A 25,114-nucleotide genomic window follows, 5' to 3' on the forward strand; every position below is an offset into this window, starting at 1 on the left:
TTGGAGTGCGGTCGGGCGGGGGGCCGCCCGGCTGCGCCCGGGGAGGTCCGGATGACCACACTGCTGCCCCGTCAACCGGTCGAGGTCGCGCCGCCCGCCGCGCGTCCCGCGCTGCGGACCCGCTGGTGGCCCGCCGTGGCGGAGGCGCTGCTCGCGGTCGGCGCCGCCCTCGGCTTCGCCGCCTGGGCGACGACCATCGGCGACAGCCCGGTGCTGAGGGTCGGTCAGGTCAGCGGGCTGGCCGCGCTGCAGTTCCGGCTGGCCCTCTGCGGAATCGTTTTGCTGGTGGTCGCGGGGCTCGCGGCCGGCGCCGGGGGCCGCCGCCGGGAGTCCTCCGTCCGCCTCTGCGCCGCCGCCGCGGCCGGCCTCGGCGGCGGAATGCTGGCCGGCGGCGTGGTCTTCGCACTGCACGGCACCAGCTGGCCGCTGCTCGGTCAGGGCGGGGACAACATCCGGCTGATCGCCTGGACCGACGACGTCCTGCGCACCGGCCGGTTCCACAACGTCTACCCGCCCGGGATCCCCCGCCTCGCGGCCTGGATCGCCCGCTACGCCGAGCACGACGACGCGAACGCCGCCCTCAAACCGCTCTTCCTCACCGCCTCCGCGCTGGTCGCCCCCGCCGGCTACCTCGCCTGGCGGACGGTCCTGCCGCCGCTCACCGCGCTGGCCGTCGCGCTGGCCGGCGCCTACGCGCTGAACGCGCCGGAGAAGCCGTACCCGCTGCTGGTGCTGGTCATGGTGGTGCCGCTGCTCGCCAAGGCGGTGCAGTGGCTGCGGCTCTCGCCCGGCTTCGGCCGGGCCGGGGCGTTCGCCCGGGGAGCCGGCCTGGGGCTGCCGTTCGGGCTGCTCTTCCTGCTGTACGCGGGCCAGCACGTGTGGTCCTTCCCCGCCTTCGCGGTGCTGCTGCCCGCCGCGCTGCCCTGGCGCTCCGGACGGGCCGGCCTGCTGCGCGGGGCGCTGCTGCTGGCCGGCCTGGCCGCGGGCTTCCTCGCCGTGGGCGGGGCGTACCTGCGCCAACTGCTGGGCGCCGCCGGCACCCACGACACCTACTGCTCCGCCTGGACGCTGGCGGACCCGGCGGCCGTGGGCGTCTTCCCGCTGACCGCGGGCCCCTGGCCGCTGCTGCTGGCGGGCGCCGGGACGGCGATCGCGCTCGGCCTCCGGACACCGGCCGTGAGCGCGGCCCTGGCCTGCTTCGGCGGCGCCTGGCTGCTGCGGTTCTACCTCGCCCACCGGATGGCCCGGGACGCCGACGTCCACCTCTTCACCCACACCGAGGCCGAGGTGCAGTACACCCTGGTGGTCCTGACGGTGCTGGGCGCCTCGCTCGCCGTCCGCGAGCTGGTACGGCACTGGGGCGGTGGGCCGGGGAGCGGCAGCCCTGGGGGCGGCGGCCCGGCGGGCGCCGTCGCCGCCCGGGGCGCGGTGGGGCTGCTCTTCGGCGCGCTGCTCTTCTGCGGGGTCGCCGGGTCCGCGGCGACCGACGCGGTGCTCGCCGTCCACCCGGTGCCCGGGCGGGCCGTGCTGGGCAACGCGGCCTGGATCGCCCAGCACCTCCGCAACCCCGGCGGCAGCTGCTCCCGCTACGCGGTCGGCGGCCGCTGCGTGACCGCCCCGCGCCGGCCGGTGCCGCCGCCCTTCGACACCACCGGCCGACTGCGCTGCCCGGACTTCGGGTTCTCCTCCCGGCCGCCCGCCGGCTGAGCCCGCCCGGCCCGCCCGCCCGCTCCGCTGGGCACGGCGCGCCGGGCGGCCGGGCGCCGGCTTCGCGGCCTTACCTGCGGGGCTTAGGGTCTCCCGTCATGGATGTGGTGCAGGAGGCGGCCGGGCCGGGCGGGGCCACGGTGGGGTGTCGGGCGGACCCGGACGAGGCCGGCGGGCGGAGGTGGTACCGCCGCCGGATCGGCGGCCCGGCCCTTGAGCTGGTGGTCGCCGTCGGCGTGGCGGTCGGGTTCACCTACTGGGCAAGGAACCTGACGGACAATCCGATGGAGCGGATCGGCCAGGTCAGCGCCCTCGCCGCGCTCCAGTTCCGGTTCGCGGTGGTCGCCGTGGTGCTGCTGGCCGCGCTCGTCGCGACCGTGCGCGGCCGGTTCACCCGCTACCGGCCGGTGGTGCTGCGGGTGGCCTGCGCCGGGCTCGCCGGGCTGGCCAGCGCGCTGGTCGCGGCGGCGCTGGTGTTCGCGCTGCGCGGCACCGTCTGGCCGCTGAACGGCCAGTACGGGGACACCGGCCAGCTCGCCACCTGGGCGACGGACATCATCCACGGCAAGGGCATCCAGCCCTTCTACCCGCCCGCCTTCCCGTACCTGCTGGCCTGGTGGTCGCAGGCGTTCACCGGGGGCAACACCTGGCACGGACTCCAGCAGATGGAGATCCTCACCACCGCGCTCTACGGCCCCACGGCGTACGCCGCCTGGCGGCTGACGGTCCGTCCGCCGTGGGCGCTGGCCATGGTGGTGGTCGGGGCGATGCCGCTGATCGCGCCGTACAAGCCGTACACCAACATCGTGCTGGTCATGCTGGTGCCGCTGTTCGCCCGCTTCGTGCGCGGGATGCGCCGGGCGGCGGGGCGCGGGCCGCGGCGGAACGCCGTCGGCGCGGTGCTCGCCGGGGCCGGCTTCGGCGTGCTGTTCCTGGTCTACTCCGGCTGGTACGTGTGGGCCGCGCCGGGGATGCTGGTCGCCGCGCTGGCCTCGGTGCCGTGGGCGCGCGGGCGCCGGGCCCGGCTGGTCTCGCTGGGGTACGCGGCGGGCGCGGCGGTGGTCGCCTTCCTGGTCTCGGCGGTCAACCTGATCCCGCTGCTCACCTCGGCGAGCTCCGGGACCACCGACCGCTACGCCTACTTCGACACCTACATCGAGCCGACGTACATCGCGATGTTCAGGTTCAACCTGCCGGCCGGGGCCACCACGCTGAGCTGGCCGCCGCCGGGGGAGCTCGGCGGGGTGGGGGTCTTCACCCTGCTGCTCCTCGCCGGGCTGGGGGTCGCGCTGACGCTCGGACCGCGGCTGCCGCTGGTGATGACGGCGGCGGGGTTCACCGCCGGGGCGTGGCTGATGCGGATGTGGTTCGCCCAGCACATGTCCCGTGACCACGCGGTCCAGCTGTACCCGAGGACCACCGTCCTGATCCTCTACTGCCTGCTGGTGCTGTGCGTGTACGCGGCCAAGCTGGCGAGCGAACGGACCCGTGCGGTACGGGAGATGACGGCCCGTCGGGGGCGGGTGGCGGTGGTGGCGGCGCTGGCCTCGGTGACCCTGCTGACCGCGATGATCGGCTCCTCGACCGGCAACCGCTTCCTGCCGACCAGCCCCAGCGCGCAGAGCGCGGGCAGCGAGACCTGGAACGCGCAGCGGCTGCGCCAGCCGGACGGGAGCTGCTCGCCGTACTGGGCGAAGACCCAGGGCAAGGGCGGCTGCGACGAGCCGACGCCGAAGGCGGTCCCCAACCCGGCCCCCACCGACCACCTCTTCAAGGGCAACCTCGACGACCTGATCGGCGTCATGGCCGGCGACTGACGCCTCCGGCGGGGCGGTTCTTACCGGGCCTCCTGGCGTGGCGGGGCGTCAGGCCGGGGGCGGGACGGAAGAGTTCCCCTCGTGGAGTGGGCCAGCGAGGACACCGAGGACGACGAGCGGGGCGGCCGGCGGACCCGGCGTTCCGGCGGGGTGCCGCCGGGGGCGCCGGGGGCGCCCTTGCCGTCCCTGCCACCCGGCTCGCCCGTGCCGCCTGGCTCGCCCGTGCCGCACCTCTCGCCCGCGCCGCCGGCGCGCCCCGAGCCGACCGGGGCCGCCGAGGCCCCGCCGCCCGTGCGGTCGCCGAGCCCCCAGCGGCCCCTGCGGTCGCCGGGCCCCTGCCGCCGGGGCCCCCGCGGGCGCCGAGCCGCCTGCTGCGGCCGAGGCCCCGTGGCCCCTGCGGTCGCCGAGCCTCCTGCCGCCGGGGCCCCCACGGGCGCCGAGCCGCCTGCTGCGGCCGATGCCCCAGCGGCCGCTGCGGCCGCCGAGCCCCCTGCCGCCGGGGCCCCTGCGGCCGCCGAGCCTCCCGCGGGCCCCGAGTCGCCCCCCACCACCAATGCCCCTGCCGCCGGCGGCGCCAAGCCGCGCGCGCCAGGCGGGTGGGTGGCCGGCGGGGTGGTGGCCCGCGCCGTGCGGGGCGTCGTCGGTTCCGCCCGGGCAGCCTGGCCGGCGATGGCCGGGTACGCCGGGGTGCGGCTGTTCGGGCTGGTGGTGCTGTGGCTGTGGGCCCGTCGGCGCGGGACGACCGCCTACCACCGGCTGACCGACTGGGACACCGGCTGGTACCTGCGGGTGGCCGAGCGCGGCTACGACCACGCGCTGGTCGTCCACCGCCACACCGGCCACGTCGTCCCCTCTGACCTCGCCTTCTTCCCGCTGTACCCGGCACTGCTGCGGGCGGTCCACGAGGTCTCTCCGCTGACCCTCGTCCAGTCGGCGCTGCTGGTCACCGAGGTCTGTGCGCTCCTCGCCGCCTGGGGGATCCACCACGTGGCGGCCCGCCTCCACGGCGGCCGGGCGGCCGTGCTGGCCGCGGTGCTCTGGGGCTGCTGGCCGGTCGCGATCGTCGAGAACATGGCGTACAGCGAGTCGGTGATGACGGCCTGTGCCGCCTGGGCGCTGTACGCGGTGCTCACCGGCCGCTGGCTGTGGGCGGGGGTGCTCGCCTCGCTGGCCGGGCTGAGCCGGCCCAGCGGCGGCTCCGCCGCGGCCGGTGTGGTGGCGGGGGCGCTGGCCGCGCTGGGGCTGCTGCTCTGGCGGGGATGGACGGGACGCCGACCCGCCGGCCGCTGGGCGGGTCTCGTCCCCGGCGTGCCGGCCGCCGGGCGCGGCTGGTGGCGGCCGGCGCTCGGCGCGGTCCTCGCGCCGCTCGGCTGGCTGGGCTACATCGTCTGGGTAGGCCGCAGAATCGGCCGCCCGGACGGCTACTTCGTCGTCCAGCGCGCCTGGCACTCGACCTTCGACTACGGCGCCTCCACCTGGCGCCAGATCGCCGGCGTCTTCGCCAACGGCGACGGCCACCCCACCGCCGTGCTGCTGGTGGCGGCGGTGCTGATCGGCGGCGTCGCGCTGCTGCTGATCAGCGCGGTGACCCTGCAGCCGCTGCCGCTGCCGGTCTACAGCCTGGCGCTGCTGGTCATCTCGCTCGGGGACTCCGAGTACTTCGTCAGCCGGGCCCGCTTCCTGCTGCCGGCCTTCCCGCTGCTGCTCCCGATCGCGGTGGCCGTCGCCCGGCTCCGCAGCGGCGCGGTCCGCGCCATCGTCCTCTCCTCCGCCGCCGTGCTCTCCGCCTTCCTCGGCGGCTACCTCCTCCTGGTCTGGGTCCACGCGCCGTAGCAGGCGAAGCCGGCCGGCAGGCCCAGCAGCAGCAGGACGGCGGAGGCCGGGTAGAGGTTGCCGAGCAGCAGCTGGAAGCCGTGCCAGGCGTACTCGGCGTGATGGTTGTGCGGAAGCCGCCAGGTGAGGCCGGCCGGCCAGGGCCGGCCCTGGAAGAACCGCCGGCTCCGCAGGGGCCAGGCGGCGTACGCCAGGAGATACCCGGCGGTGAGGACGAGCCCGATCGCGGGCGGCGCGAACCGGTGCACGGAGGGGCGGGCGACCCGCGCCCGCGCCAGCAGTGCGCGCGCCGCCCCCGGCGCGGAGGCGACCACCAGCACCAGCCCCGGTACCGTCCACACCCAGTGGTGCGACCAGGCGATCGGCGAGGCCAGCGTGCTCGCCGTGCCCACCGCCAGCACCGCGGCCAGCCGCTGCCCCCGGCGGTGCGCGGCCACGCCGACCGCGACGCCCAGCGCGGCCGCGAGGATCGACAGCACCGTCCCCAGCCGGTGGGCGAACGGGGTCCCGTCCAGCAGCCGCAGCACCATCGCGGTCATCGACTGGTCGTCCACCATGGCGAGGCCGATCCGGTGGTCGATCAGGGTGCTGGTGGACGGCAGCACGTCCAGCCAGTACCGGACCGAGGCCCCCGGCATCAGCACCAGGCCGAGGAGGGCCGTCCCGGCGAAGCCGGCGAAGGCCCTGGCGGCCGTCCGGCGCCGCCCCGAGGCCGCGTAGAAGACGGCGAAGAGCGCCGGGGTGAGCTTGACCCCGGCGGCGATCCCGGTGGCCAGGCCCTTCCAGCGGCAGCGGTCGGGCAGCGCCGCGTCGAACACCACCAGCCCCAGCAGCAGCAGGTTGACCTGGCCGAACATCAGGGTGGCCTGCACCGGCTCCAGCCACAGCGCCACCCCGGACAGGGCCAGCGTCAGCGGCAGCCGCAGCGCACGCGGGGTCTCCGGGGCCAGCCGCAGCGACCACCGGCAGACCCCGACCAGCACGGCCACCGAGCCGCCCAGCACCAGCGCCCGGGCCGCCCCGAACCCGGGCACCGCGCCGAAGAGCCGTGCCACCGCCGGGGGATAGATGTACGGCAGATGGGCGGGCCCGAACCCGCCTCGGTAGAGGAGGGACGGGGCGGCATGCCCGGCCGCGTAGTAGACGTGGAGGTCGATCAGCCGGCCCTCGGCGTACCCCCAGGCGTGGAGGGTCCACAGCCAGGCGGCCAGCGAGGCGGCCAGCAGCGCCGCCGCGGCCGGGGTCGGCCGGCGCCACCGCCGGACCGCCGGCCCGGGGCCGGCGGGCGGCGGCCGGAGCTCCGACGGGGCGGTGGGCAGGGCCGGGCCGACGGCGGCCGGGGCGCTCCGCGGGCTCATCCGCCTGCCTCCGCCCGCCGGAAGACCACCGAGCGGGTGCCCCAGAAGCGCAGCAGGGTGGCCAGCGCCATCCCGATCACGTTCCCGGCCAGGACGTCCGCCCGCGGACTGGTCAGCCCCAGCAGGTAGTGGCTGACGCCCAGGCAGCCGAGCTGCACCAGGGCCGCAGCCGCCTGCACCGCGCAGAAGAGCAGCAGGCCGCGCGCGCCCCGCCCGGACTCCCGCCGCCGGTACGGGCCGAGGCGCATCCCCGTGTAGGCGACCGCGCAGGCGGCCACCGAGGAGACCGCCTTGGCGGTCAGCGGCCCGAGCGTGAGGAGGCCGCCGCCGAGGGCGGCCCCGCCGCCGGTCCGCAGCCAGGCGAACAGCCCCAGGTCGGTGGCGTACGCGGCGCCGCCGGCCAGCAGGAAGCCGGCCAGTTCGAGGCCCAGCCGGCGCACCCGCTCGACCCGCTCCTCGCCGACCGCGCTCACAGCCCCACCACCGCCAGCCCGTACAGCACCGTCCAGGCCGCCCCGATCACCATCAGCGGCCGGTCGCCGAGCACCACGTCCTCCGGGGAGCCCGCGGAGCCGCGGTCGGCGAAGACCGCGTAGCGCAGCACCGCCAGCACGAAGGGCACGATGGAGAGCTGCCGCCACGGCAGCGACTCGCCGGCCGGCACGGGCACCGGCGCCGAGTCGATCGAGCCGGTCGCCCCCAGCGCCCACAGGCAGTAGCTGAGCACCGCCACTCCGGCGGCCAGCTGCCAGACGAAGCGCAGATAGCCGTCGCTGTACTGGGCCAGCAGCGCCCGGCTGCGGCCGCCCTGACCGTCCATCAGCATCCGCTCCGAGTACCGCTTGGCGGCCACCATGAAGAGGGCGCCGAAACCGGTGGTGATGAGGAACCAGCGGGACAGCGGGATCTCCGTCGCGAGACCGCCGACCATCGCCCGCAGCAGGAAGCCGGAGGCGACCACCACCAGGTCCACCACCAGGATGTGCTTGAGCGAGGTGCAGTAGAGGAACTGCATCGCCAGATAGACGCCCACGACCAGTGCCGTCGCCGGATTGCAGGCGGCGGTGGCGGCGGTCAGCGCGGCCAGCGCCAGCGCCGCTCCGGCCCCGTACGCGACGGTGACCGGGACCTGGCCGGAGGCCACCGGGCGGTGCCGCTTCTCCGGATGCGCCCGGTCGGCGTGGACGTCCTTGGCGTCGTTGATCAGGTAGACGGCCGAGGCGGCCGCCGTGAAGAGGACGAAGATTAGCGCCAGCCGCAGCCCCACGGTGACCGAGAAGAGCTGCCCGGCCGCTGCCGGGGCGGCCACGACCAGCAGGTTCTTCACCCACTGCCGGGGCCGGGCGGTGCGCACCAGTCCGCCGGCCAGTGCCAGCGGGTCGCCGAGGAGGGTGGCGCCGTGCGGCAGCGGGCTGGCGCCGCCCTGCGCGCCCGGCGGCCGGTCGTCCTCGAGGGTGGCGGCTGACGCGTGCTCAACCATGGTCGGTCTCCGGTGCGTTGGCGGAAGCGGGAGCTGAAGCGGGAACGGTGTCGAGGATCCAGCCGCGGCCGGCGGCGGCGAGGGCCGCGCCCAGCGCGGCGCCGGCGGCGACGTCCGAGGGGTAGTGGACGCCGACGGCCAGCCGGGACAGGCACATCGCCCCGGCGGCCGCGCCGAGCGCGAGGGCGCCGCAGCGTGCGGCCCCGCCGGACGGCAGCAGCGCCGGGAGGACCACCGCCGCGGCGGTCGCCGAGGCGGCGTGCGAGCTCGGGAAGGAGTGCCGTCCGGAGGTGCGGACCAGCGCCTCCCGTCCAGGCAGTCGGGGGCGCGGACGGCGGACCGCGCGCTTGACGCCCATCCCGGCCAGATGGGCCGCGCCGATCACCGCGGCCCCGCGCAGCCAGCCGCGCCGGCTTCCCGGCGAGGCGGCGGCGCCGGCGGCGCTCAGCGCCAGCCACAGCGCGGCGTGCTCCCCGGCCAGTGACAGCGCGCGGGCGGCGGCAGTGGCGGCGGGGGAGCCGTCGGTGCGGTCGCGCACGGCGGTCAGCCAGCGCACGTCCCGGCCGGCTTGCCGGCTCTGTACGCCACCGCTGCCGTCGCTGCCCACGCTGCCGTCGACGCCCCTATCGGCGCTGTAGGCGTCCTCCGCTTTCCCAGCGTGATCCGCGGCACCCCGGGGCGCCGTCCGCGGCAAAAGCAGCCCCGGGACGTTCGCGCTGGTGGCCGCGTCGGTCAGGGTGTCGGGCAGGCTCTCAGGCATCGGCGAGACTCCGGGGTCGGGGGAACGGCTCCCTGCCCAACCACCCGATCCGGTGAGAAGTCACGCAGCGTGCCCAGTGGCTGATCATCGAGGCACTACGTTCGGTGCCATGGCAGAGACGCTGGGTACCCGAACGCTGCTCTCCGGCTGGGGGCGCACCGCCCCCTCCGCGGCCACCCTCCGTAAGGCCGCCACCGCGGCGGACGCGGTGGCCGCGGTGGCGGCGGCGCGCGCCGGGTCCGGCCGCGGACTGGTCGCCCGCGGCCTCGGCCGCGCCTACGGCGACGCCGCGCAGAACGCCGGCGGGCTGGTGCTCGACATGACCGGGATGACCCGGGTCCTCGCCCTGGACGCCGCCGCCGGGACGGTCACCTGCGAGGCCGGCGTCAGCCTCCACAAGCTGATGGAGTCGCTGCTCCCGCTCGGCTGGTTCGTCCCGGTCACCCCGGGGACCAGGTACGTCACCCTCGGCGGCGCCATCGGCGCCGACATCCACGGCAAGAACCACCATGTCTCCGGCTCCTTCACCCGGCACGTCACCCGGCTCGACCTGCTCACCGCCGACGGCTCGGTCCGCACCGTCGCCCCGGACGGCCCGACGCCCGAGGACGCCGCCCTCTTCCGGGCGACGGCCGGCGGCATGGGCTTGACCGGGGTCGTCCTCTCCGCTGAGATCCGCCTGCATCCCGTCCAGACCTCCCTGATGAGCGTGGACACCGAACGCGCCCGCGACCTGGACGATCTGATGGAGCGGCTGGCCGCCACCGATCACCGCTACCGCTACTCGGTGGCCTGGATCGACCTCCTCGCCCGCGGCGCCCGTACGGGCCGCTCGGTGCTCACCCGAGGCGACCATGCCACGCCCGACCAGCTGCCGGCCGGACGGCGCGCCGCCGACCCGCTGGCCTTCCGCCCCGGCACCCTCCCACCGGCCCCGCGCGGCATCCCCGGCGGGCTCCTCCGCCCCTCCACCGTCGGCCTCTTCAACGAGCTCTGGTACCGCAGGGCGCCCCGGGAGCGGCGCGGGCAGCTGCAGAGGATCCCCGCCTTCTTCCACCCGCTGGACGGTCTGCCGGAGTGGAACCGGATCTACGGCCGGGCCGGTTTCGTGCAGTACCAGTTCGTGGTCGGCTTCGACCAGGAGGCGGCGCTGCGCCGGATCGTCGAGCGGATCAGCCGGCACGGCTGCCCCGCCTTCCTCGCCGTCCTCAAGCGGTTCGGCGAGGGCGACTCCGGCTGGTTGTCCTTTCCGGCGCCCGGTTGGACGCTGGCCCTGGACGTCCCGGCGGGCCTGCCCGGGCTCGGCGGGCTGCTCGACGAGCTGGACCAGGAGGTGGTCTCCGCCGGCGGCCGGATCTACCTGGCCAAGGACTCCCGGCTGCGCCCGGAACTGCTGCCCGCCATGTACCCGAGGCTGGACGACTTCCGGTCGCTGCGCGCCCGCATCGACCCGGAGGGGGTCTTCACCTCCGACCTGGCCCGCCGCCTCGACCTCTGAGCCGCTCCGCGCCCCTCAGAGCCCACGGGGCTGGAGGGCACCCCGCCGCACCCACCAACCCACGGGAGTTGACGCCGCATGATGAACGCCCTGGGCGACCCCCAGTCCCTGCTGGTCCTCGGCGGCTCCTCGGAGATCGCGATGGCCACCGCCCGCCGCCTGGCCGGCGGCCGCACCCGCCGGATCTGGCTGGCCGGCCGTCCGTCCGAGCGCCTGGACGCGGCCACGGCCGAACTCCGTGGCCTCGGCGCCGAGGTGACGACCGTTCCGTTCGACGCCGGCGACCCGGCCGGCCACGAGGAGGTCCTCGGCAAGGTCTTCGCCGAGGGCGACGTCGACCTGGTGCTCCTCGCCTTCGGCGTCCTCGGCGACCAGGCCAGGGACGAGGAGGACGCGGCCGCCGCGGTCGACGTGGCCCGGGTGAACTACCTGGGCGCGGTCTCCGCCGGGGTGATCTGCGGCCAGGCCCTGCGCCGCCAGGGGCACGGCTCCCTGGTCGTCCTCTCCTCGGTGGCCGGCGAGCGGGCCCGCCGCTCCAACTTCATCTACGGCTCCACCAAGGCCGGACTCGACGCCTTCGCCCAGGGCCTCGGCGACTCGCTGCGCGGGACGGGGGCCCATGTGCTGGTGGTGCGCCCCGGCTTCGTCCGCAGCCGGATGACCGCGGGCCTGCCGGAGGCCCCGCTGGCCACTACCCCGGACGCGGTCGCCGAGGCGATCCTCGCCGGACTGCGCCGGGGAGCCGAGACGGTGTGGGTCCCGGGTGCGATGCGATTCGTCATGTCGGGCCTGCGGCACCTCCCGAGGGCGGTGTTCCGGCGCCTGCCCGTGTGAGGTCCGGACGAGCCCGGCGTGTCGCCGGGAGGAAGCGGGTACGCGCAGATCATGGACTGGCTCACAGGACTGCCGGTGGTGGGCCCGCTCGTGGCCCGCCTGATGAGGACGCATGCCTACCGGGCGTTCGATCATTTCAACGAGTCGAGCGCCAATCGACTCGCCGGGGCGGTCACCTTCTTCGGTTTCCTGGCGATGTTCCCGATGCTCACCCTCGCGGCCGCGGTCGCCGCCGCCTTCCTCTCCCAGGACCAGGTCAGCACCCTCCAGCACCAGGTGAGCCGGCAGCTGCCCGGGATCGCCGACTCGATCGACCTGAGCGCGCTGGTCCGGAACGCCGGCACGGTCGGTGTGATCAGCGCCTTCGCCCTGCTCTTCTCCGGGCTCGGCGTGGTCGGGAACCTGCGGGAGTCGATCCGCGCGATCTGGTCGCTGCCCGAGGACACCGGGAACCCGATCCTCCGCAAGGCCCTCGACGTCGGGGTGCTGGTCGGTCTCGGCGTGGTGGCCGCGGTCTCGATAGCGGCCTCTTCGGTCGGCAGTGCCGCCGCCGGCTGGGTGACCCAGGAGCTCGGACTCAGCGGCACCGGCGCCGGCCAGGGCTTCCTCAAGGCGGCCGGCTTCGTCGTCGCGGTGCTGGCCGACATGCTGCTCTTCGCCTACCTGCTGGCCGGACTGCCCCGGCTGGCCGACGAGTTCCGCTCCAACGGCCGGCGCCGGCTGCTGGTGTGGGGAGCACTGCTGGCGTCGGTGGGGTTCGAGCTGCTGAAGCTGCTCATCTCCTCCTACCTCAGCCGGGTGGCGGCGAAGAGCATGTACGGCGCGTTCGGCGCCCCGATCGCCCTGCTGCTGTGGATCAACTTCGTCTTCCGCTGGTTCTTCTACTGCGTGGCCTGGACGGCGACGGCCGAGCCCGGCGCGGCCAAGGCCCGGGCCTGCGCACGGGCCCGGGAGACCATCGAGGAGATCGAGGAGAAGGACCGCGAGGAGCGGCAGCCGCGCTGACCGCGGCGCTCAGAACCGGCGCCGCCCGGACGGCCGGCCGTGGCGCAGCGCGAACGCGCTGGCGCCGGCCACCAGGACGACCGCCGCGGCGATGATCCCGGCCCAGCCCAGCGCCCCCACCCCGCCGGTGCCGGAGACCTTCGCCGCGGTCTGCGCGGCGTCCGCGCTCGTCGGATGGGAGACCTGCGAGCCGGGGGTCGCCGCGGCGTCCAGCGAGCCCACCGGCTCCGCCTTGCCGTCCGCCTGGAAACCCCAGTCCAGCAGCGCCCGGGCCTCGGCGTAGACCTCGTCGGACCGCGGGTTCTCCGGATGCATCAGGGTCGCCATGACGGTGTGCCCGTTCCGCCTGGCGGCCACGATCAGGGTGTTGCCCGCGTTGGTGGTGTAGCCGTTCTTGACGCCGACCACCCCCGGGTACGGCCGCACCCCGTACACCCCCGACAGCAGCCGGTTGGTGTTGTCGATCTCGAAGGGCTTGTTCTTGGTGTTCGGACCGCCGGGGAACTCGGCCCGCGCTGTCGAGCAGTACCGGGCGAAGTCCGCGTTCCGCAGCCCCTGCCGGGCGAAGAGCGAGAGGTCGTACGCCGAGGAGACCTGGCCGGGCTCGTCATAGCCGTCCGGGGTCACCACGTGGGTGTCGTCAGCGCCCAGCTTCTTCGCCTCCGCCTGCATGTCGGCGACGGTCCTGGCGACCCCGCCGTTCATCGACGCCAGCGTGTGGACGGCGTCGTTGCCGGAGCGGAGGAAGACCCCGAGCCACAGGTCGGAGACCTTGTAGGTGTGCCCGGGCAGCACCCCGACCAGGCTGCTGCCCTCGCCCATCCCGGCCAGGTCCTGGTTGGTGACCTTGTGGGTGGCGGTGGCGGGGAACCGGGGCAGGACGGTGTCCGCGAAGAGGGTCTTGAGGGTGCTGGCCGGCGGCAGCCTCCAGTGGACGTTGTCCGCCGCGAGCACCTGGCCGGTGTCCGGGTCGGAGACCATCCAGGAGAGCGAGCTGATTCCGTTCGGCAGCGTGGGGGCGTCGTCGCCGAGCTGCACGCCCGGCCGTCCGAGCCGGGCGCCGCCGACGGCGGACATCTGCGCGGGGGGCCTCGGGGTGGCGCGGGCCTTGGGGGTGGCGGCCGCCGCGCCCGCCGCGGGGGCGAGGCCGAGCACCATCGAGCAGCCGGCCGCGACCGTGGCGGCGATCAGATGATTTTTCACACGCACGCGCTGAAGGTACCGGATCGGCCCGCCGCTCCCGGCCTGTTCACACGCCCTCATCCGTATACCCCCCGATCGGGCGATCGCCCTTACCGACTCATACTGGACGAAGCCCGCCCCGCTCAGGAAGGACCCCCGCAATGAGACTCACCCGCCCGATCTCCTGGTTCCTCACCGCATTCGGCGTGTGGTCGGTCTGGATCTGGGTGACCTTCTTCAAGAATCTCTGGGCCGACGGCGAGGGGCTGGCCTTCGTCGCCCACGACCACTCCCGGCCCACGGCGTACTTCTGGGTCCACGCGGCGCTGGCGGCGGCGTCCTTCGTCCTGGGCGTCGCCATCGGCGTGATCGGTGTCCGCGGCGTCCTGGCGAACCGCCGCGCGGCGGCGGAGGCGGAGGCGGCGAAGTCGGCGGAGCCCGCGGAGCCCGCAGGGCGCGAGAAGGCCGACATCGCCGACTGACCCGCCGTAGCGGGCCGGCCGCGCAGTCCCCCGCGCCCCTGCTCCGCCCGGCCCTTCGGCCGCGGATCAGGGGCGCCACTCGCGTCGCGGACGGCGACGGCCCCGGAGCCCCCGCATCGGGGGTCCGGGGCCGCCCGTGAGGCGCCGAAGGGCTAGTACCGGCGGGTGACCAGCGCCCTCTTCACCTCCTGGATCGCCTTGGTGACCTCGATGCCGCGCGGGCAGGCGTCCGTGCAGTTGAAGGTGGTGCGGCAGCGCCACACGCCCTCGCGGTCGTTGAGGATCTCGAGGCGCTCCTCGCCGCCCTCGTCACGCGAGTCGAAGATGAAGCGGTGGGCGTTCACGATCGCCGCCGGGCCGAAGTACTGCCCGTCGTTCCAGAACACCGGGCAGGACGTGGTGCAGGCCGCGCAGAGGATGCACTTGGTGGTGTCCTCGAACTTCTGCACGTCCTCGTTGGACTGCAGCCGCTCGCGGGTCGGCTCGTTCCCGGTGGTGATCAGGAACGGCTTGACGTCCCGGTACGCCTGGAAGAACGGCTCCATGTCCACGACCAGGTCCTTCAGCACCGCGAGGCCCTTGATCGGCTCGACGGTGATCGGCTTGGCCGGGTTGACGTCCTTGATCAGGGTCTTGCAGGCGAGGCGGTTCTTGCCGTTGATCCGCATCGCGTCCGAGCCGCAGACGCCGTGGGCGCAGGAGCGGCGGAAGGTCAGGGTGCCGTCCTGCTCCCACTTCACCCGGTGGAGGGCGTCCAGCACGCGCTCCTTGGGGTCGGCTGTCAGCTGGTAGTCCACCCACACCGGCTCCGGGTGCTCCTCCGGGTTGAACCGGCGGATCCGCAGGGTGATGGTGATCTGCTGGACGGCGCCCGACTCGGCGGCGTCCAGCGCGGCGGAGTGCGGAGCGTCAATCGTGGGGGTGCTCATCAGTACTTACGCTCCATCGGCTGGTAGCGGGTCTGGACGACCGGCTTGTAGTCGAGGCGGATGGACGTCTGGCCGTCCTCGCCGACCTCCCGGTAGGCCATGGTGTGGCGCATGAAGTTGACGTCGTCGCGGGTCGGGTAGTCCTCGCGGAAGTGGCCGCCGCGGGACTCCTGGCGGGCCAGCGCGGAGACCGCGGTGACCTCGGCCAGCTCCAGCAGGTTGCCCAGCTCGACGGCCTCCAGCAGGTCGGTGTTGTACCGCTTGCCCTTGTCCATCACGGAGGCGTTCTTGTACCGCTCCTTGAGCGACTGGATCTCCGCGACGGCCTCCTTGAGGGTGGCCTCGGTGCGGTAGACCATGGCGTTCTTGTCCATGGTCTCCTGCAGCGCGGTGCGGATGTCCGTGACCCGCTCGGAGCCGGTGCCGCTGCGCAGGTTCTCCAGCAGCTCCTCGACGAACTGGGCCGGGTTCTCCGGCAGTTCGACGTGGTCGTGCTCGGCGGCGTACGCGGCGGCGTTGATGCCCGCGCGGCGGCCGAAGACGTTGATGTCCAGCAGCGAGTTGGTGCCCAGCCGGTTGGCGCCGTGCACGGAGACGCAGGCGACCTCGCCGGCCGCGTACAGGCCGGGGATCACCGTGGTGTTGTCGAGCAGCACCTCGGCGTCGTTGTTGGTCGGGATGCCGCCCATGGCGTAGTGCGCGGTCGGCTGGATCGGGATCGGGTCCGTGTAGGGCTCGATGCCGAGGTAGGTCCGCGCGAACTCGGTGATGTCCGGCAGCTTGGCGTCCAGCTGCTCCGGCGGCAGGTGGGTGAGGTCCAGGTAGACGTGGTCGCCGTCCGGACCGCAGCCGCGGCCCTCGCGGATCTCGGTGTAGATCGCGCGGGAGACCATGTCGCGGGGGGCGAGGTCCTTGATGGTGGGGGCGTAGCGCTCCATGAAGCGCTCGCCGTCCTTGTTGCGGAGGATGCCGCCCTCGCCGCGGGCGCCCTCGGTGAGGAGGATGCCCATCCGCCAGATGCCGGTCGGGTGGAACTGGAAGAACTCCATGTCCTCCAGCGGCAGCCCGCGCCGCCAGGCCGCCGCCTGCCCGTCACCGGTGAGGGTGTGGGCGTTGGAGGTGACCTTGAAGAACTTCCCGTTGCCGCCGGAGGCGAAGATGATCGCCTTGGCCTGGAAGATGTGGATCTCGCCGGTGGCCAGCTCGTACGCGACCACGCCGGCGGCCCGCTTCTGCCCGTCCACCTCGGTCAGCAGCAGGTCCAGGACGTAGAACTCGTTGAAGAACTCCACGCCCTCCTTGACGCAGTTCTGGTACAGCGTCTGGAGGATCATGTGGCCGGTGCGGTCGGCCGCGTAGCAGGAGCGGCGGACGGCGGCCTCGCCGTGGTTGCGGGTGTGGCCGCCGAAGCGGCGCTGGTCGATCCGCCCCTCCGGGGTCCGGTTGAACGGCAGGCCCATCTTCTCCAGGTCCAGGACCGCGTCGATGGCCTCCTTGGTGAGGATCTCCGCCGCGTCCTGGTCGACCAGGTAGTCACCGCCCTTGACGGTGTCGAAGGTGTGCCACTCCCAGTTGTCCTCCTCGACGTTGGCCAGGGCGGCGGCCATGCCGCCCTGCGCCGCGCCGGTGTGGGACCGGGTGGGGTAGAGCTTGGTCAGCACCGCGGTGCGGCTGCGCTTGGTCGACTCGACCGCGGCGCGCATCCCCGCGCCGCCGGCGCCGACGATGACGGTGTCGTACTTGTGTACCTGCATGTGCCTGCGCCTCAGCTGATGTTCGGGTCGAAGGTGAAGATGACCAGGGTGCCCAGGAGGACGGTGAAGACCGTCGCCGCGAGCAGGATTCCCTTCAGCCAGTTCCGGGTGGCCGGGCGCTCCGCGTAGTCGTTGATGACCGTGCGCAGACCGTTGGCGCCGTGGAGCATCGCCAGCCACAGCATCAGCAGGTCCCAGATCTGCCAGAACGGGTTGGCCCAGCGGCCGACCACGAAGGCGAAGGAGACCTTGGAGACGCCGCCGTCCAGCACCAGCTGGATGAGGAGGTGGCCGAGCACGAGGACGACCAGGACGATGCCGGACAGCCGCATGAACAGCCAGGCCATCATCTCGAAGTTGCCGCGCGTGGAGCGCGGGGTCTTCCGGGTCCGCTTGCGCGGCGGCTCGATGACGAAGGCTTCGGGGGAGACCGGTTCGGCGGTGGCGCCGGCGCCGGCCGCCGGGGATTCGGTGGTGGTGGCCATCGCGCATCAGCTCCCGAAGATGGTGCGGATCGTGTGCTGCAGGATCGGGTAGAAAGCGCCCGCCATCAGCAGCACCCACAGCGTGACCGCGGTCCAGAGCATCTGCTTCTGGTAGCGCGGCCCCTTGGACCAGAAGTCGACAGCGATCACTCGGAGGCCGTTGAGCGCGTGGAAGAGGATCGCCGCGGTCAGGCCGTACTCCATCACGTTGACCAGCGGCGTCTTGTAGGTGGCGATCACGCTGTCGTAGGCATGCGGGGACACGCGCACCAGGGCGGTGTCGAGGACGTGTGCGAACAGGAAGAAGAAGATGAGGACACCGGTGACTCGATGAGCCACCCACGACCACATGCCTTCCCGGCCGCGGTACAGCGTTCCAGCCGGCACGGAACTCAACCCTCCGGAGACGGGGACTGGGACCGGCCTCGTCGTCGATGGCGGGTGCCGGCCCGGCCGGGTACGGTCCACCGGCCCCCGACATCGTATCGGCGTAGATCTTCGGCACCCCGGTGGGGGGTCTCCACGCGCCGGGCCCGCCCTCTGATGGCGGCGGGGCGGGCGTCCGGAGCGGCGCGGGAGGGGGCGCGGGCGGGTCAGTTGACCTCGACCAGCCGGTCCGGCGGGTGCGGTGTGGCGACCAGATGCGCCAGCCGGGACAGCGCCATCCGCCGCAGCTGCTCAGCCGTCACCACCCGCTCCTCCTCCGGGTCGTTCTCCAGGCGTGCCCGCACGCTGCTCAGCACGTGGTCGAGGACGTCCTCCGGCGGGCAGCCGTCCAGGCTCACCACGAACACGTGGCCGAACCGCGCCTCGTACGCGGCGTGCGCCGCGCGCAGCGCGGTATGCGCCGCCTCCGGCCCGGGCGCCCGCATGCCGAGCAGCGGCTCGGGCGCGACGCTCTCGTCGGCCAGCGCCTCTGAGAGGTCGGCCGCCGTCAGGTCGTAGGAGGCCTCGCTCGCGGCGGCCAGCAGGGACGGCACGTCCGGATAGGGGCGGTGGAGGGTGAGCCGGATCGCCCATCGGCGGCTGCCGCAGCAGGCGAGGAGCGCCTCCTCGGCGGCACCCGGGCTGGCGTCGTTCAGCCGTCGCAGCCCGGCCGGGTAGACGGCGCGGTCGCTGGTCAGCGGGTCCTCCTCGGCTCACGGCGGTGCGGGATCGGCGGGGTCGTAGGTCGTGCGGAGGTCGGGCGGCGGTCGTGCCGGGGTGAGGCTAGCGGGGCGTGGGCGGTGCACGGGATCGCGCGAAGGGCGCACGAACCGCGCGCGGCGGCCGGACGGCCGCCGGGGGCAACGGTATTGCCGGTACCGGGAGTACACCCGGCCGTTTCCAGAATTCACCCGGCGGTGGGATCCCGTCGAGAGGGCGGTCGTGTCCCGTCCCTCCTTAGGCTGTCGCTGTCCCACCTGAGCTTGTTCAAGTCCGGGGCCAGGAGGTACAAGCCCTCGGGGGGGCGCATGCCGCAACGGAACCGCTGATCGCCCTGGAACATCATCCGCTGGATCGCATCTCCCTCTCAAGGAGGGCTCGGAAGGTGCGCGGGGGCCGACCGGTGAGGCGCTGGACGGTGTCGGTGATGCGGTCCTCCGCCCCTTCGGCGATGGCACGGTCCATGCCGGCCAGCATCGCGGCGAACTCCACCGGCACCTGCGTCGTGAGGCGGTCGCGCATCTGCTCGTAGGACAGACGGCGGTGGACCACGGGCCGACCGGTGACCTCGGTGATGACCGCGGCGATGTCGTCGTGGCTGAGTGCCTCGGGTCCGGTAAGGACGAGATCGGTGTTGAGGGCTTGCTCGTCGGTCAGAGCGCGCACGGCGACGGCCGCGATGTCCTCGGCGTCGACGAAGCCGACCCGACCGCTCGCGGTGGCGGTCCAGATGATGCCCTCGTCCCGGATACTGCGAGCGTGCGCGTGCGTGCCGGTGAAGTTCTGCATGAACCACGAGGGCCGCAGTACGGCCCACTGTTCGAAGAGATCGGGCAGGGCCTGGTGCACCGTTCCCACCGCCGGGCCGCCCTCGGGGATGGCCGAGGAGCTCAGCAGCACCGCGCGGTGCACGCCGGCGGTGCGGGCCTGATGGAGGAACTGCAGCATGGTCGCCGCGGGGTCGGAGTCGCCCAGGGGCGGTATGAGGTAGACGCGGTCGACGCCATCGAGGGCGGCCGCGTGAGTGGCGGGGTCGTACCAGTCGAAGGGGGCCGGCTCGGCGCCGGCGACCGGGGTGGCCCGGCGGCTGGCGGCTTTGACGTGGTGGCCTGCGGCCGTCAGCTGTGCGGCGGTGCGGCTTCCGGTGGTACCGGTGGCGCCGATGACCAGAGTGGTGCCGGTGGTGGTCATCGGCTGCTCCCGGTGAAGTCGGTGCCGGGTTCCTGGACGGCGAGGGGGTTCCAGTAGTCGCGGTAGGAGGTGATGTGCCCGTCTCGTACGGTCACGACGGCGATGTAGGTCATGTCGAAGGGAGCGTCGCTCTCCACCAGGCGGCCGACGCCGCGCATCTCGACCACGATGGTCTGTGGATCGGTGGTCTGGTGGATCCGCAGGTCGGGGAAGTCGCGCAGGTCGATGTGGTCGGGGTAGTGGCGCATGTAGGCGGCGATGGCCTCCTTGCCCTCCAGGCGCCGGGGCCAGCCGTCGGGGGCGAAGGGGAACTCCATGAGGCCGTCCTCGGCCCACAGGGCGACCCACGCAGCGATGTCCTTCTCGAGCAGCAGTCGCAGGCTGTGGCGGTACAGATCCGCCGGGGAGGCCGGTGCGGACATGGGTATCCTCCAGTCATAGAATCCGGACTCTGGGTCCGCTTCGACGATATGGACCAGGGGTCCGTTTTGCAAATGGAAGGAGCGGCATGCCCGAACGCCACTCGTCCCGCAAGGACGCCATCCGCAACCGAGAGGCCGTGCTTGCGGCCGCCGACGCCCTCTTCGCTCGTAACGAGAGTCCCGAGGACGTCACCATGGCCGACGTCGCGGCAGCGGCCGGCGTCGGCAAGGGCACGCTCTTCCGGGCCTTCGGCGATCGCGCCGGGCTTCTCCGCGCGCTGTACGAGGCGCGACTCGAACCGCTCAGGCAGGCCGTCGAGACCGGGCCGCCACCCCTGGGGCCCGCGACCCCACCGCGGGTTCGCGTGCCCGCCCTGCTCGATGCCGTCCTGTGCTTCAAACTCGACAACCGGCGCCTCGCGCTGGCTCTGGAGGAAGGCGGGAGCAGCAGCCCGTACCAGGCGGAACACTACGAGCGGTGGCACAGCCTGCTCCGATCCGTACTGGAGCAGATCCCCGGCCTGACCGACGGCGACTTCACCACCCACGCCCTGCTCGCCGCCACACGAGCCGACCTCGTCGAGCACCTGGCCGGAGAAGGGCGCGTTCCGCGGGAGAGGATGCGAGCACAGCTGGCGAACTTCGCCACCAGGGTCCTGGCCTCCGGTCCAGTGGAAGAGTCGACCGCCGAGGAGTGATCGAGGATCGGGCGAGTCCTTGATCAGCGAAGCCTCGCCGAACGACCGACGACGAAGGTGGGGACGGCCGCACACGCATGACTCTGGGCGACGGCGTCTCCTGGGATTTCGTGCACTGCGGCCTTCACCGTGATCTGCCTACCCCCTGGTCACCGAGGCGCGGGCGAGAATGCCGAACGGGACGGGGCGGGCCGGGAGTCCGGGGTGGCCGGGGACGAAGGTCGGGTGTTCCGCGGCGGATCGCCGAGCATGCCGGTTTCCATGCGATTGATGGCCTATGTCTCCGATGTCTCGTACGGCGCGGTACCGGTCGTCCGGCGGAGGGCCGTCCGGACCGTCACGCGGATCGCCGACGCCGGCGGCCCGCTGCGCGCCGGGCAGGTGTTCCGGGCCACGCTCGCGGGGGTGGTCGCCTGGTACCTCTGCATCTGGGGCGGGCTCAGCTCCGAGCCGTATCCGGCCGCGCTGGCCGCGCTGCTCTGCGTGCGGTCCACCGTCTTCGGCTCCTTCTCCTCGGCGGCGAGCTACGCCGGCGGCTGCCTGCTGGGGGCGCTGATCGCGCTGCCGGTGGTGTTCACCAGCTGGCCGACGTACGCGGGGCTGGCGGCGGTGCTGCTGCTCTCCGGGCTGGCCGGCGGCTCACGGCTGTTCGGGGCGCACGGGATGCATGTGCCGGCGACCGCGCTGGCGGTGCTCGTGCTGGCGCGCGGCGAGGTGCAGCAGCAGCTGGTGCCGCACATCGCGGACATCGTGGTGGGAGCGGTGGTCGGGGTGCTCTTCAACCTGGTGCACGCTCCCGTCCGGCTGCGCGCGGCGGAGTCCGCGGTGGACCACGTGCGCAGCGAACTCGCCGTCGTCCTGCGCGGGCTGGCCGGTGCGCTGGCCGACGGCGAACCGCCGGAGGAGCGGCTGGGCCGGGCCTGGCGCGACCCACTGGCGGCGCGGGTGCGCACGGCGCGCGGCGAACTGGAGCATGCGCGGGAGAGCGTCCGCTGGAACCCGCGCCGGCGCGCGCGTCGTGCGGCCCGGCAGCGGCTGGACGAGGAGGCGCTGAGCGCGCTGGAGCGACTGGTCGACCATGCCGGCGAGATCGGCCGGGTGCTGGACCGGGCCGTGCCGCCGGAGGACTTCCGCGGCGGCTACGCCCGGCTGCTGCACAGCGCCGCGCTGTGCGTACGGGAGTGCCGGCGGGGCTTCCGGCACCCTCTGCTGGACGCGACCAGGCACGGCTGGGAGGCCCTGATGCGGGACACCGACGCCCGCCACCACCGCCACGGCCCCGGTTCGGAGGCGGGACGCGCGGTGCTGGCCGTGGAGGGCCGCCTCCTCCTTCTCCTCGACCGCGCGCTGGCGGACCTGGACCGGCCGCAGGCGTCGCCGTGATCCGGCGCCGGGGGCGGGTCGTCGGGCCGACCGCGAACGGCGCCGCAGCCGGCCGCGCAGCCCGGGGAACCCCTGGCCGCGGCCGGTTGCGGCGCCGTTCGCGGCGCTGTCCTCAGGGCCGGGTCACAGCTCGATGTCGTGGGTCGTCGAACCGTTGTTGACCAGGAGGAACTCCGCCACCGGCGAGTGGGTCGCGCTGGACGCGATCAGCGTGTAGCCGCCGGGGGTCAGGCCGGTGACCTGGTAGCGGCCGCCGGTCGCCTTCACCAGCGCGCGGCGCTTCCCGCGGTCGGTGACCACGGTGATCCAGGCGTCGCAGCCGCCGGGGTGCTCGGCACAGCGGATCGCCCCGCACACGGTGGCGCCCGCGGCGCCTGCCGCACCCCCGGTGGCCTGCCGCTGCCGCGGCACCGCGGCCGTGGCCGGGGCGGGGGCGGGGCCGGGGCCGGGGCCGCCGGCGCGGGCCTCTCCGGAGCGCCGGTGAGCGCCGCCCGCGCCTCCTCCTCCGAGGCGCCGCCGGAGCGCGCCCACGCGTTGCGCACGGCCCGCAGCTGGGTGGCCGTCGGCCGCCCGGCGGCGCCGGTGCGCACCGCGCCGCCTGCCCCGTCCGCTGCGTTCGCCGCCTCTGCCGCATCCGCCGCGTCCGCCGCATCCGCCGCGTCCGTCCGGTCCGGGACGGCCGTGACGGCCGTCGCGCCCGTCGCCATCCGCACCGTCCTCGGGACCGGCTCGGCCGGGCGCGGTGCCAGCCGCGGGGTGTCGGGAGTGGCCTCGACCGACGCCGTGCGCAGTCCGTGCGAGTCGGCGACGCCCGCCAGCACCTCGTCCAGCGCGGCGAGTTCGCGCAGCGCCCGGCTCAGGCGGGCGGCCCGCGGGTCGGACGGCGCCCGCAGCGCCGCCTCCAGGTCGATGACCATCGGGCTGACCCTGGTCCAGGTCCCGCCCCGCTGCCCGGTGGCGACACTGCGGTCCAGGGCCTCCAGCGAGTCGGAGAAGACCTCGGTGATGCGCTGCATCCGGGCCCGCAGCTCGGGCGCCAGGTCGAGGTCGAGGTCGGCGGACGAGGCCAGCGCGTTGGCGTGCCGGGTGGCGGTGCCGAGCAGCGCCAGCAGGTTGTCGGAGCGCCGGCCGCGGACGCCCATCGGCATCCGCACCAGCGGCCGCGCCACGCTCTGCACCTGGAAGAGCGCCGCGTCCACGCCGCGGGCCGCCGCGCGCAGCCGGATCGGCTCCGCCGGGTCCTGCCAGCGCTGCCCGACCTGCCGTACCAGCGTGCCGACCGCGCTCAGGTAGCCGCGCTCGGCCTCTCTGGCGACCTTCCGGGTGGAGACCGGGAAGATCAGGATGCCGACCAGGATGCCGACCGCGAAGCCCAGCCCGTTCTCGAACAGGCGCTCCGTGAGCAGCCAGTCCATCTGGTTCAGCGGGGTCTCGGTGGCGTACATCTGGCAGAGCGCCACGACCAGGCCGATGACCCAGTACGCGTACTGCCGCTGCATCCCCCAGGCGCCGAAGGTCAGTCCGGCGACCATCACCGCGAGCATCCAGTAGACGTGCGCCTCGCCGCCCACCTGGTTCACCAGGTGCACCAGCGGGATGCCGATCAGCGCGCCGACGACGGTGCCGACCATCCGGTGGGCGAACTTCCGCCACCGCTCGTGGGTGGTGTTGGTGCCGAAGGAGACGATCATGAGGCCGATCAGGCCCCAGTAGTAGCGGTGCCCGTTGATCGCGTCCGCGCAGGGCACCACGATGGCCGCGCCGACGGCCAGCTGCAGCGGGGCGCGCAGCACCGGCACCAGCCTGCGCCAGCCGCTGCCGCCCTTCTGGTTCACCAGCTTCTGCGCGGCCGGGCCGGAGCCTGCCGGCACCCCGCGCTCCAGCGCCACGGTGGGCTGGAACGGCACCTTGGCGCCGGACTTGGGGGTGCTCCAGCCGAGGTCGAGCCAGTACGCCAGCGAGGTGGCCAGCGAGTCCAGCAGGTCGGCGATCCGCCGGGCCAGCGCCCGTACCTGCTCCTCCTCGCCGCCGATCCCCTGCGGGGCGTTGTCGGCCTGACGGCGGATCATCTCCGCCGCCGGGTGCAGCGCGCCGACCCGGCCGAGGTGGGTGTCCCGGGTGAGGACGAGCCCGACCACCAGGGTCTCCCGCAGCTCGGAGGGGACGTGCCGGCCGGCCATGTCCTGGATGGCCTTGCCGATGCCGCTGAGCGCCAGCTCGGCGTCGAAGAGGTACTGGTGCAGCAGCTCGGCCGCGACCGGGTCGGCGGCGACCTCGGGCATGGCGAGCCGGCCGTCGATGGTGAGGGTGGTGACGTTGAGCCGGCGCAGCGCCCGCCGCATCCGCTTGATGGCGACGGCCTGGTGGGCGTCCGGGTCCAGCGCGGTGGCCGCCGAGTCCAGCACCCGGCGGGCCTCGACGACGAAGGCGCGCTGGGTGCGCAGCAGGTCCTCGTGCGGCATCGGGTAGCAGAAGACCAGCCGCGCGGCCAGGATCGCCACCGAGGTGACCACCGCGATGACGAACAGCCAACCGCACTGGTCCAGCGGCATCGGCGCGATGGTGTTCACCATCAGGCCGTTGAAGAGCATCATCCCGGTCAGCAGGCCGAGCGGCCCGAGCCGGACCATCAGGAAGGTCAGTGCCAGCGCGGCCGAGATGCACACCAGTTCGGCGACCCGCCAGCCGTGCTGGCTCATCCAGGCGCCGAGCGAGAGGACCGCGGAGTACGGGACCGGCATCCAGAGGATCGACTTGGCCAGCCGTCCCGCGGTGTTCTCGGCCACCGCGAAGCTGGACATCAGGCCGAGCATGCCGCCGACCATCATGCCGAGCATCGCCGGCACGTCGAGGGCGTGCGCCATTCCGTAGCCGACGGCCAGCGAGACCACCATGCCGATCAGGGAGCGCCAGCCGGCCTGGAGGTGTCCCAGCCCGGGGTCGGCGGCTATCACCCAGTCCCACCAGCGGCGTGGGCCGCCGACCCGGTGGGGGACCGGGGAACGGGGGAGGGCGGCCGCGGTGCCGGTGCCGGTCGGTGCGGTGGCGGTCGAGGCCTCCGACGCGGCGCCGTCGCGAAGCGCGGGGTCGGGGTGGGGGTGTTCTCTGATGGTGCCGTCGGCCGCCGTGGCTGAGTGGGCCGGATCCGCT

Annotated in this window: 23 protein-coding genes; 9 read left to right on the forward strand and 14 right to left on the reverse strand. The window is 74.2% G+C overall.

Annotated features, from left to right (window positions below):
• Positions 1 to 51 precede the first annotated feature (51 nt).
• The 3 genes from BS73_RS23370 to BS73_RS23380 all read left to right on the forward strand — a co-directional run bounded on the left by BS73_RS23370 (position 52) and on the right by BS73_RS23380 (position 5,357).
• The gene (locus BS73_RS23370; protein WP_037575545.1) at positions 52 to 1,707 is read left to right on the forward strand and encodes a hypothetical protein; all 1,656 of its coding nucleotides are present in this window, start codon (positions 52 to 54) and stop codon (positions 1,705 to 1,707) included.
• Positions 1,708 to 1,805: 98 nt separating this feature from the next.
• The gene (locus tag BS73_RS23375; protein ID WP_152617694.1) at positions 1,806 to 3,524 is read left to right on the forward strand and encodes a hypothetical protein; all 1,719 of its coding nucleotides are present in this window, start codon (positions 1,806 to 1,808) and stop codon (positions 3,522 to 3,524) included.
• 669 nt (positions 3,525 to 4,193) lie between these two features.
• The gene (locus BS73_RS23380) at positions 4,194 to 5,357 is read left to right on the forward strand and encodes a hypothetical protein (protein WP_063837176.1); all 1,164 of its coding nucleotides are present in this window, start codon (positions 4,194 to 4,196) and stop codon (positions 5,355 to 5,357) included.
• Here BS73_RS23380 and BS73_RS23385 read toward each other — a convergent pair.
• Genes BS73_RS23385 through BS73_RS23400 form a run of 4 tightly spaced genes read right to left on the reverse strand, consistent with a single transcriptional unit; the run spans position 5,324 to position 8,955 of the window.
• Positions 5,324 to 6,715: a glycosyltransferase 87 family protein gene (locus BS73_RS23385; protein WP_051940339.1), complete on the reverse strand. Its 1,392-nt coding sequence runs from the start codon at positions 6,713 to 6,715 to the stop codon at positions 5,324 to 5,326. The two genes, BS73_RS23380 and BS73_RS23385, sit on opposite strands and share 34 nt — an antisense overlap.
• Positions 6,712 to 7,188 (reverse strand): GtrA family protein, encoded by a 477-nt coding sequence (locus tag BS73_RS23390; protein WP_051940341.1) that lies wholly within the window; start codon positions 7,186 to 7,188, stop codon positions 6,712 to 6,714. The genes BS73_RS23385 and BS73_RS23390 overlap by 4 nt, the downstream gene beginning before the upstream one ends.
• Entirely contained in the window at positions 7,185 to 8,195 is a 1,011-nt protein-coding gene (locus BS73_RS23395; RefSeq protein WP_084704291.1) for a decaprenyl-phosphate phosphoribosyltransferase, read from the reverse strand. Before BS73_RS23395 ends, BS73_RS23390 begins: the two co-directional genes overlap by 4 nt.
• The gene (locus BS73_RS23400; protein ID WP_084704292.1) at positions 8,188 to 8,955 is read right to left on the reverse strand and encodes a phosphatase PAP2 family protein; all 768 of its coding nucleotides are present in this window, start codon (positions 8,953 to 8,955) and stop codon (positions 8,188 to 8,190) included. Before BS73_RS23400 ends, BS73_RS23395 begins: the two co-directional genes overlap by 8 nt.
• Before the next feature lie 109 nt (positions 8,956 to 9,064).
• On the opposite strand from BS73_RS23400, the gene BS73_RS23405 reads away from it, so the two are divergent.
• The 3 genes from BS73_RS23405 (at position 9,065) to BS73_RS23415 (ending at position 12,292) form a co-directional block, all read left to right on the forward strand.
• Positions 9,065 to 10,453 carry an FAD-binding protein gene (locus BS73_RS23405; RefSeq protein ID WP_037575552.1) on the forward strand — a complete coding sequence of 463 codons (1,389 nt, stop codon included), beginning with the start codon at positions 9,065 to 9,067 and terminating at the stop codon, positions 10,451 to 10,453.
• 78 nt (positions 10,454 to 10,531) lie between these two features.
• Positions 10,532 to 11,287 (forward strand): decaprenylphospho-beta-D-erythro-pentofuranosid-2-ulose 2-reductase, encoded by a 756-nt coding sequence (locus tag BS73_RS23410; protein WP_037575556.1) that lies wholly within the window; start codon positions 10,532 to 10,534, stop codon positions 11,285 to 11,287.
• A 51-nt stretch (positions 11,288 to 11,338) separates the two neighbouring features.
• Positions 11,339 to 12,292 carry a YihY/virulence factor BrkB family protein gene (locus BS73_RS23415; RefSeq protein ID WP_051940343.1) on the forward strand — a complete coding sequence of 318 codons (954 nt, stop codon included), beginning with the start codon at positions 11,339 to 11,341 and terminating at the stop codon, positions 12,290 to 12,292.
• Positions 12,293 to 12,301: 9 nt separating this feature from the next.
• Here BS73_RS23415 and BS73_RS23420 read toward each other — a convergent pair whose 3' ends face one another.
• The gene (locus BS73_RS23420; RefSeq protein ID WP_063837054.1) at positions 12,302 to 13,501 is read right to left on the reverse strand and encodes a D-alanyl-D-alanine carboxypeptidase family protein; all 1,200 of its coding nucleotides are present in this window, start codon (positions 13,499 to 13,501) and stop codon (positions 12,302 to 12,304) included.
• A 134-nt stretch (positions 13,502 to 13,635) separates the two neighbouring features.
• Between BS73_RS23420 and BS73_RS23425 the strand changes: the two genes are divergently transcribed.
• On the forward strand, positions 13,636 to 13,956 hold the full coding sequence (locus BS73_RS23425; protein ID WP_051940345.1) for an SCO4848 family membrane protein: 321 nt from the start codon (positions 13,636 to 13,638) through the stop codon (positions 13,954 to 13,956).
• 152 nt (positions 13,957 to 14,108) lie between these two features.
• On the opposite strand, the gene BS73_RS23430 is transcribed toward BS73_RS23425, so the two are convergent.
• From BS73_RS23430 to BS73_RS23460, 7 genes are all read right to left on the reverse strand, one after another.
• Positions 14,109 to 14,885: a succinate dehydrogenase iron-sulfur subunit gene (locus tag BS73_RS23430; RefSeq protein ID WP_037575558.1), complete on the reverse strand. Its 777-nt coding sequence runs from the start codon at positions 14,883 to 14,885 to the stop codon at positions 14,109 to 14,111.
• Entirely contained in the window at positions 14,885 to 16,639 is a 1,755-nt protein-coding gene (gene sdhA / locus BS73_RS23435; RefSeq protein WP_037575561.1) for a succinate dehydrogenase flavoprotein subunit, read from the reverse strand. Before sdhA ends, BS73_RS23430 begins: the two co-directional genes overlap by 1 nt.
• A gap of 11 nt (positions 16,640 to 16,650) precedes the next feature.
• A complete protein-coding gene (locus tag BS73_RS23440) occupies positions 16,651 to 17,124 on the reverse strand; it encodes a succinate dehydrogenase hydrophobic membrane anchor subunit (protein ID WP_037575562.1) in 474 nt (157 codons plus the stop codon).
• A 6-nt stretch (positions 17,125 to 17,130) separates the two neighbouring features.
• Entirely contained in the window at positions 17,131 to 17,511 is a 381-nt protein-coding gene (gene sdhC / locus BS73_RS23445) for a succinate dehydrogenase, cytochrome b556 subunit (protein WP_037575565.1), read from the reverse strand.
• Between the two features lie 206 nt (positions 17,512 to 17,717).
• Entirely contained in the window at positions 17,718 to 18,248 is a 531-nt protein-coding gene (locus tag BS73_RS23450) for a 2-oxo-4-hydroxy-4-carboxy-5-ureidoimidazoline decarboxylase (RefSeq protein ID WP_084704294.1), read from the reverse strand.
• Between the two features lie 364 nt (positions 18,249 to 18,612).
• Positions 18,613 to 19,461 (reverse strand): NmrA family NAD(P)-binding protein, encoded by an 849-nt coding sequence (locus BS73_RS23455; RefSeq protein WP_037575570.1) that lies wholly within the window; start codon positions 19,459 to 19,461, stop codon positions 18,613 to 18,615.
• On the reverse strand, positions 19,458 to 19,883 hold the full coding sequence (locus BS73_RS23460) for a nuclear transport factor 2 family protein (RefSeq protein ID WP_037575573.1): 426 nt from the start codon (positions 19,881 to 19,883) through the stop codon (positions 19,458 to 19,460). The genes BS73_RS23455 and BS73_RS23460 overlap by 4 nt, the downstream gene beginning before the upstream one ends.
• A gap of 86 nt (positions 19,884 to 19,969) precedes the next feature.
• Between BS73_RS23460 and BS73_RS23465 the strand changes: the two genes are divergently transcribed.
• Together BS73_RS23465 and BS73_RS23470 are read left to right on the forward strand one after the other, a co-directional pair.
• Positions 19,970 to 20,581, forward strand: coding sequence for a TetR/AcrR family transcriptional regulator (locus tag BS73_RS23465; RefSeq protein WP_037575575.1), 612 nt, complete (start codon positions 19,970 to 19,972; stop codon positions 20,579 to 20,581).
• A gap of 270 nt (positions 20,582 to 20,851) precedes the next feature.
• A complete protein-coding gene (locus BS73_RS23470; RefSeq protein WP_037575578.1) occupies positions 20,852 to 21,964 on the forward strand; it encodes an FUSC family protein in 1,113 nt (370 codons plus the stop codon).
• A gap of 123 nt (positions 21,965 to 22,087) precedes the next feature.
• Here the strand turns inward: BS73_RS23470 and BS73_RS38330 are convergent, their stop codons facing one another.
• Complete coding sequence (locus BS73_RS38330; protein ID WP_161789697.1) at positions 22,088 to 22,264, reverse strand: hypothetical protein; 177 nt, start codon at positions 22,262 to 22,264, stop codon at positions 22,088 to 22,090.
• Positions 22,228 to 24,918, reverse strand: coding sequence for an FUSC family protein (locus tag BS73_RS23475; protein WP_152617695.1), 2,691 nt, complete (start codon positions 24,916 to 24,918; stop codon positions 22,228 to 22,230). The genes BS73_RS38330 and BS73_RS23475 overlap by 37 nt, the downstream gene beginning before the upstream one ends.
• Positions 24,919 to 25,114 lie beyond the last annotated feature (196 nt).

It is taken from the genome of Phaeacidiphilus oryzae TH49, from assembly GCF_000744815.1.
Taxonomy (GTDB): domain Bacteria; phylum Actinomycetota; class Actinomycetes; order Streptomycetales; family Streptomycetaceae; genus Phaeacidiphilus; species Phaeacidiphilus oryzae.

Excerpts from the sequence above, each read along its gene's own strand:
- BS73_RS23370 (WP_037575545.1), top strand. The coding sequence starts at position 52 with ATGACCACACTGCTGCCCCGTCAACCGGTCGAGGTCGCGCCGCCCGCC.
- BS73_RS23375 (WP_152617694.1), top strand. The coding sequence starts at position 1,806 with ATGGATGTGGTGCAGGAGGCGGCCGGGCCGGGCGGGGCCACGGTGGGG.
- BS73_RS23380 (WP_063837176.1), top strand. The coding sequence starts at position 4,194 with ATGGCCGGGTACGCCGGGGTGCGGCTGTTCGGGCTGGTGGTGCTGTGG.
- BS73_RS23385 (WP_051940339.1), bottom strand. The coding sequence starts at position 6,715 with ATGAGCCCGCGGAGCGCCCCGGCCGCCGTCGGCCCGGCCCTGCCCACC.
- BS73_RS23395 (WP_084704291.1), bottom strand. The coding sequence starts at position 8,195 with ATGGTTGAGCACGCGTCAGCCGCCACCCTCGAGGACGACCGGCCGCCG.
- BS73_RS23400 (WP_084704292.1), bottom strand. The coding sequence starts at position 8,955 with ATGCCTGAGAGCCTGCCCGACACCCTGACCGACGCGGCCACCAGCGCG.
- BS73_RS23405 (WP_037575552.1), top strand. The coding sequence starts at position 9,065 with ATGGCAGAGACGCTGGGTACCCGAACGCTGCTCTCCGGCTGGGGGCGC.
- BS73_RS23410 (WP_037575556.1), top strand. The coding sequence starts at position 10,532 with ATGATGAACGCCCTGGGCGACCCCCAGTCCCTGCTGGTCCTCGGCGGC.
- BS73_RS23415 (WP_051940343.1), top strand. The coding sequence starts at position 11,339 with ATGGACTGGCTCACAGGACTGCCGGTGGTGGGCCCGCTCGTGGCCCGC.
- BS73_RS23425 (WP_051940345.1), top strand. The coding sequence starts at position 13,636 with ATGAGACTCACCCGCCCGATCTCCTGGTTCCTCACCGCATTCGGCGTG.
- BS73_RS23430 (WP_037575558.1), bottom strand. The coding sequence starts at position 14,885 with ATGAGCACCCCCACGATTGACGCTCCGCACTCCGCCGCGCTGGACGCC.
- sdhA (WP_037575561.1), bottom strand. The coding sequence starts at position 16,639 with ATGCAGGTACACAAGTACGACACCGTCATCGTCGGCGCCGGCGGCGCG.
- BS73_RS23440 (WP_037575562.1), bottom strand. The coding sequence starts at position 17,124 with ATGGCCACCACCACCGAATCCCCGGCGGCCGGCGCCGGCGCCACCGCC.
- BS73_RS23455 (WP_037575570.1), bottom strand. The coding sequence starts at position 19,461 with ATGACCACCACCGGCACCACTCTGGTCATCGGCGCCACCGGTACCACC.
- BS73_RS23460 (WP_037575573.1), bottom strand. The coding sequence starts at position 19,883 with ATGTCCGCACCGGCCTCCCCGGCGGATCTGTACCGCCACAGCCTGCGA.
- BS73_RS23465 (WP_037575575.1), top strand. The coding sequence starts at position 19,970 with ATGCCCGAACGCCACTCGTCCCGCAAGGACGCCATCCGCAACCGAGAG.
- BS73_RS23470 (WP_037575578.1), top strand. The coding sequence starts at position 20,852 with ATGGCCTATGTCTCCGATGTCTCGTACGGCGCGGTACCGGTCGTCCGG.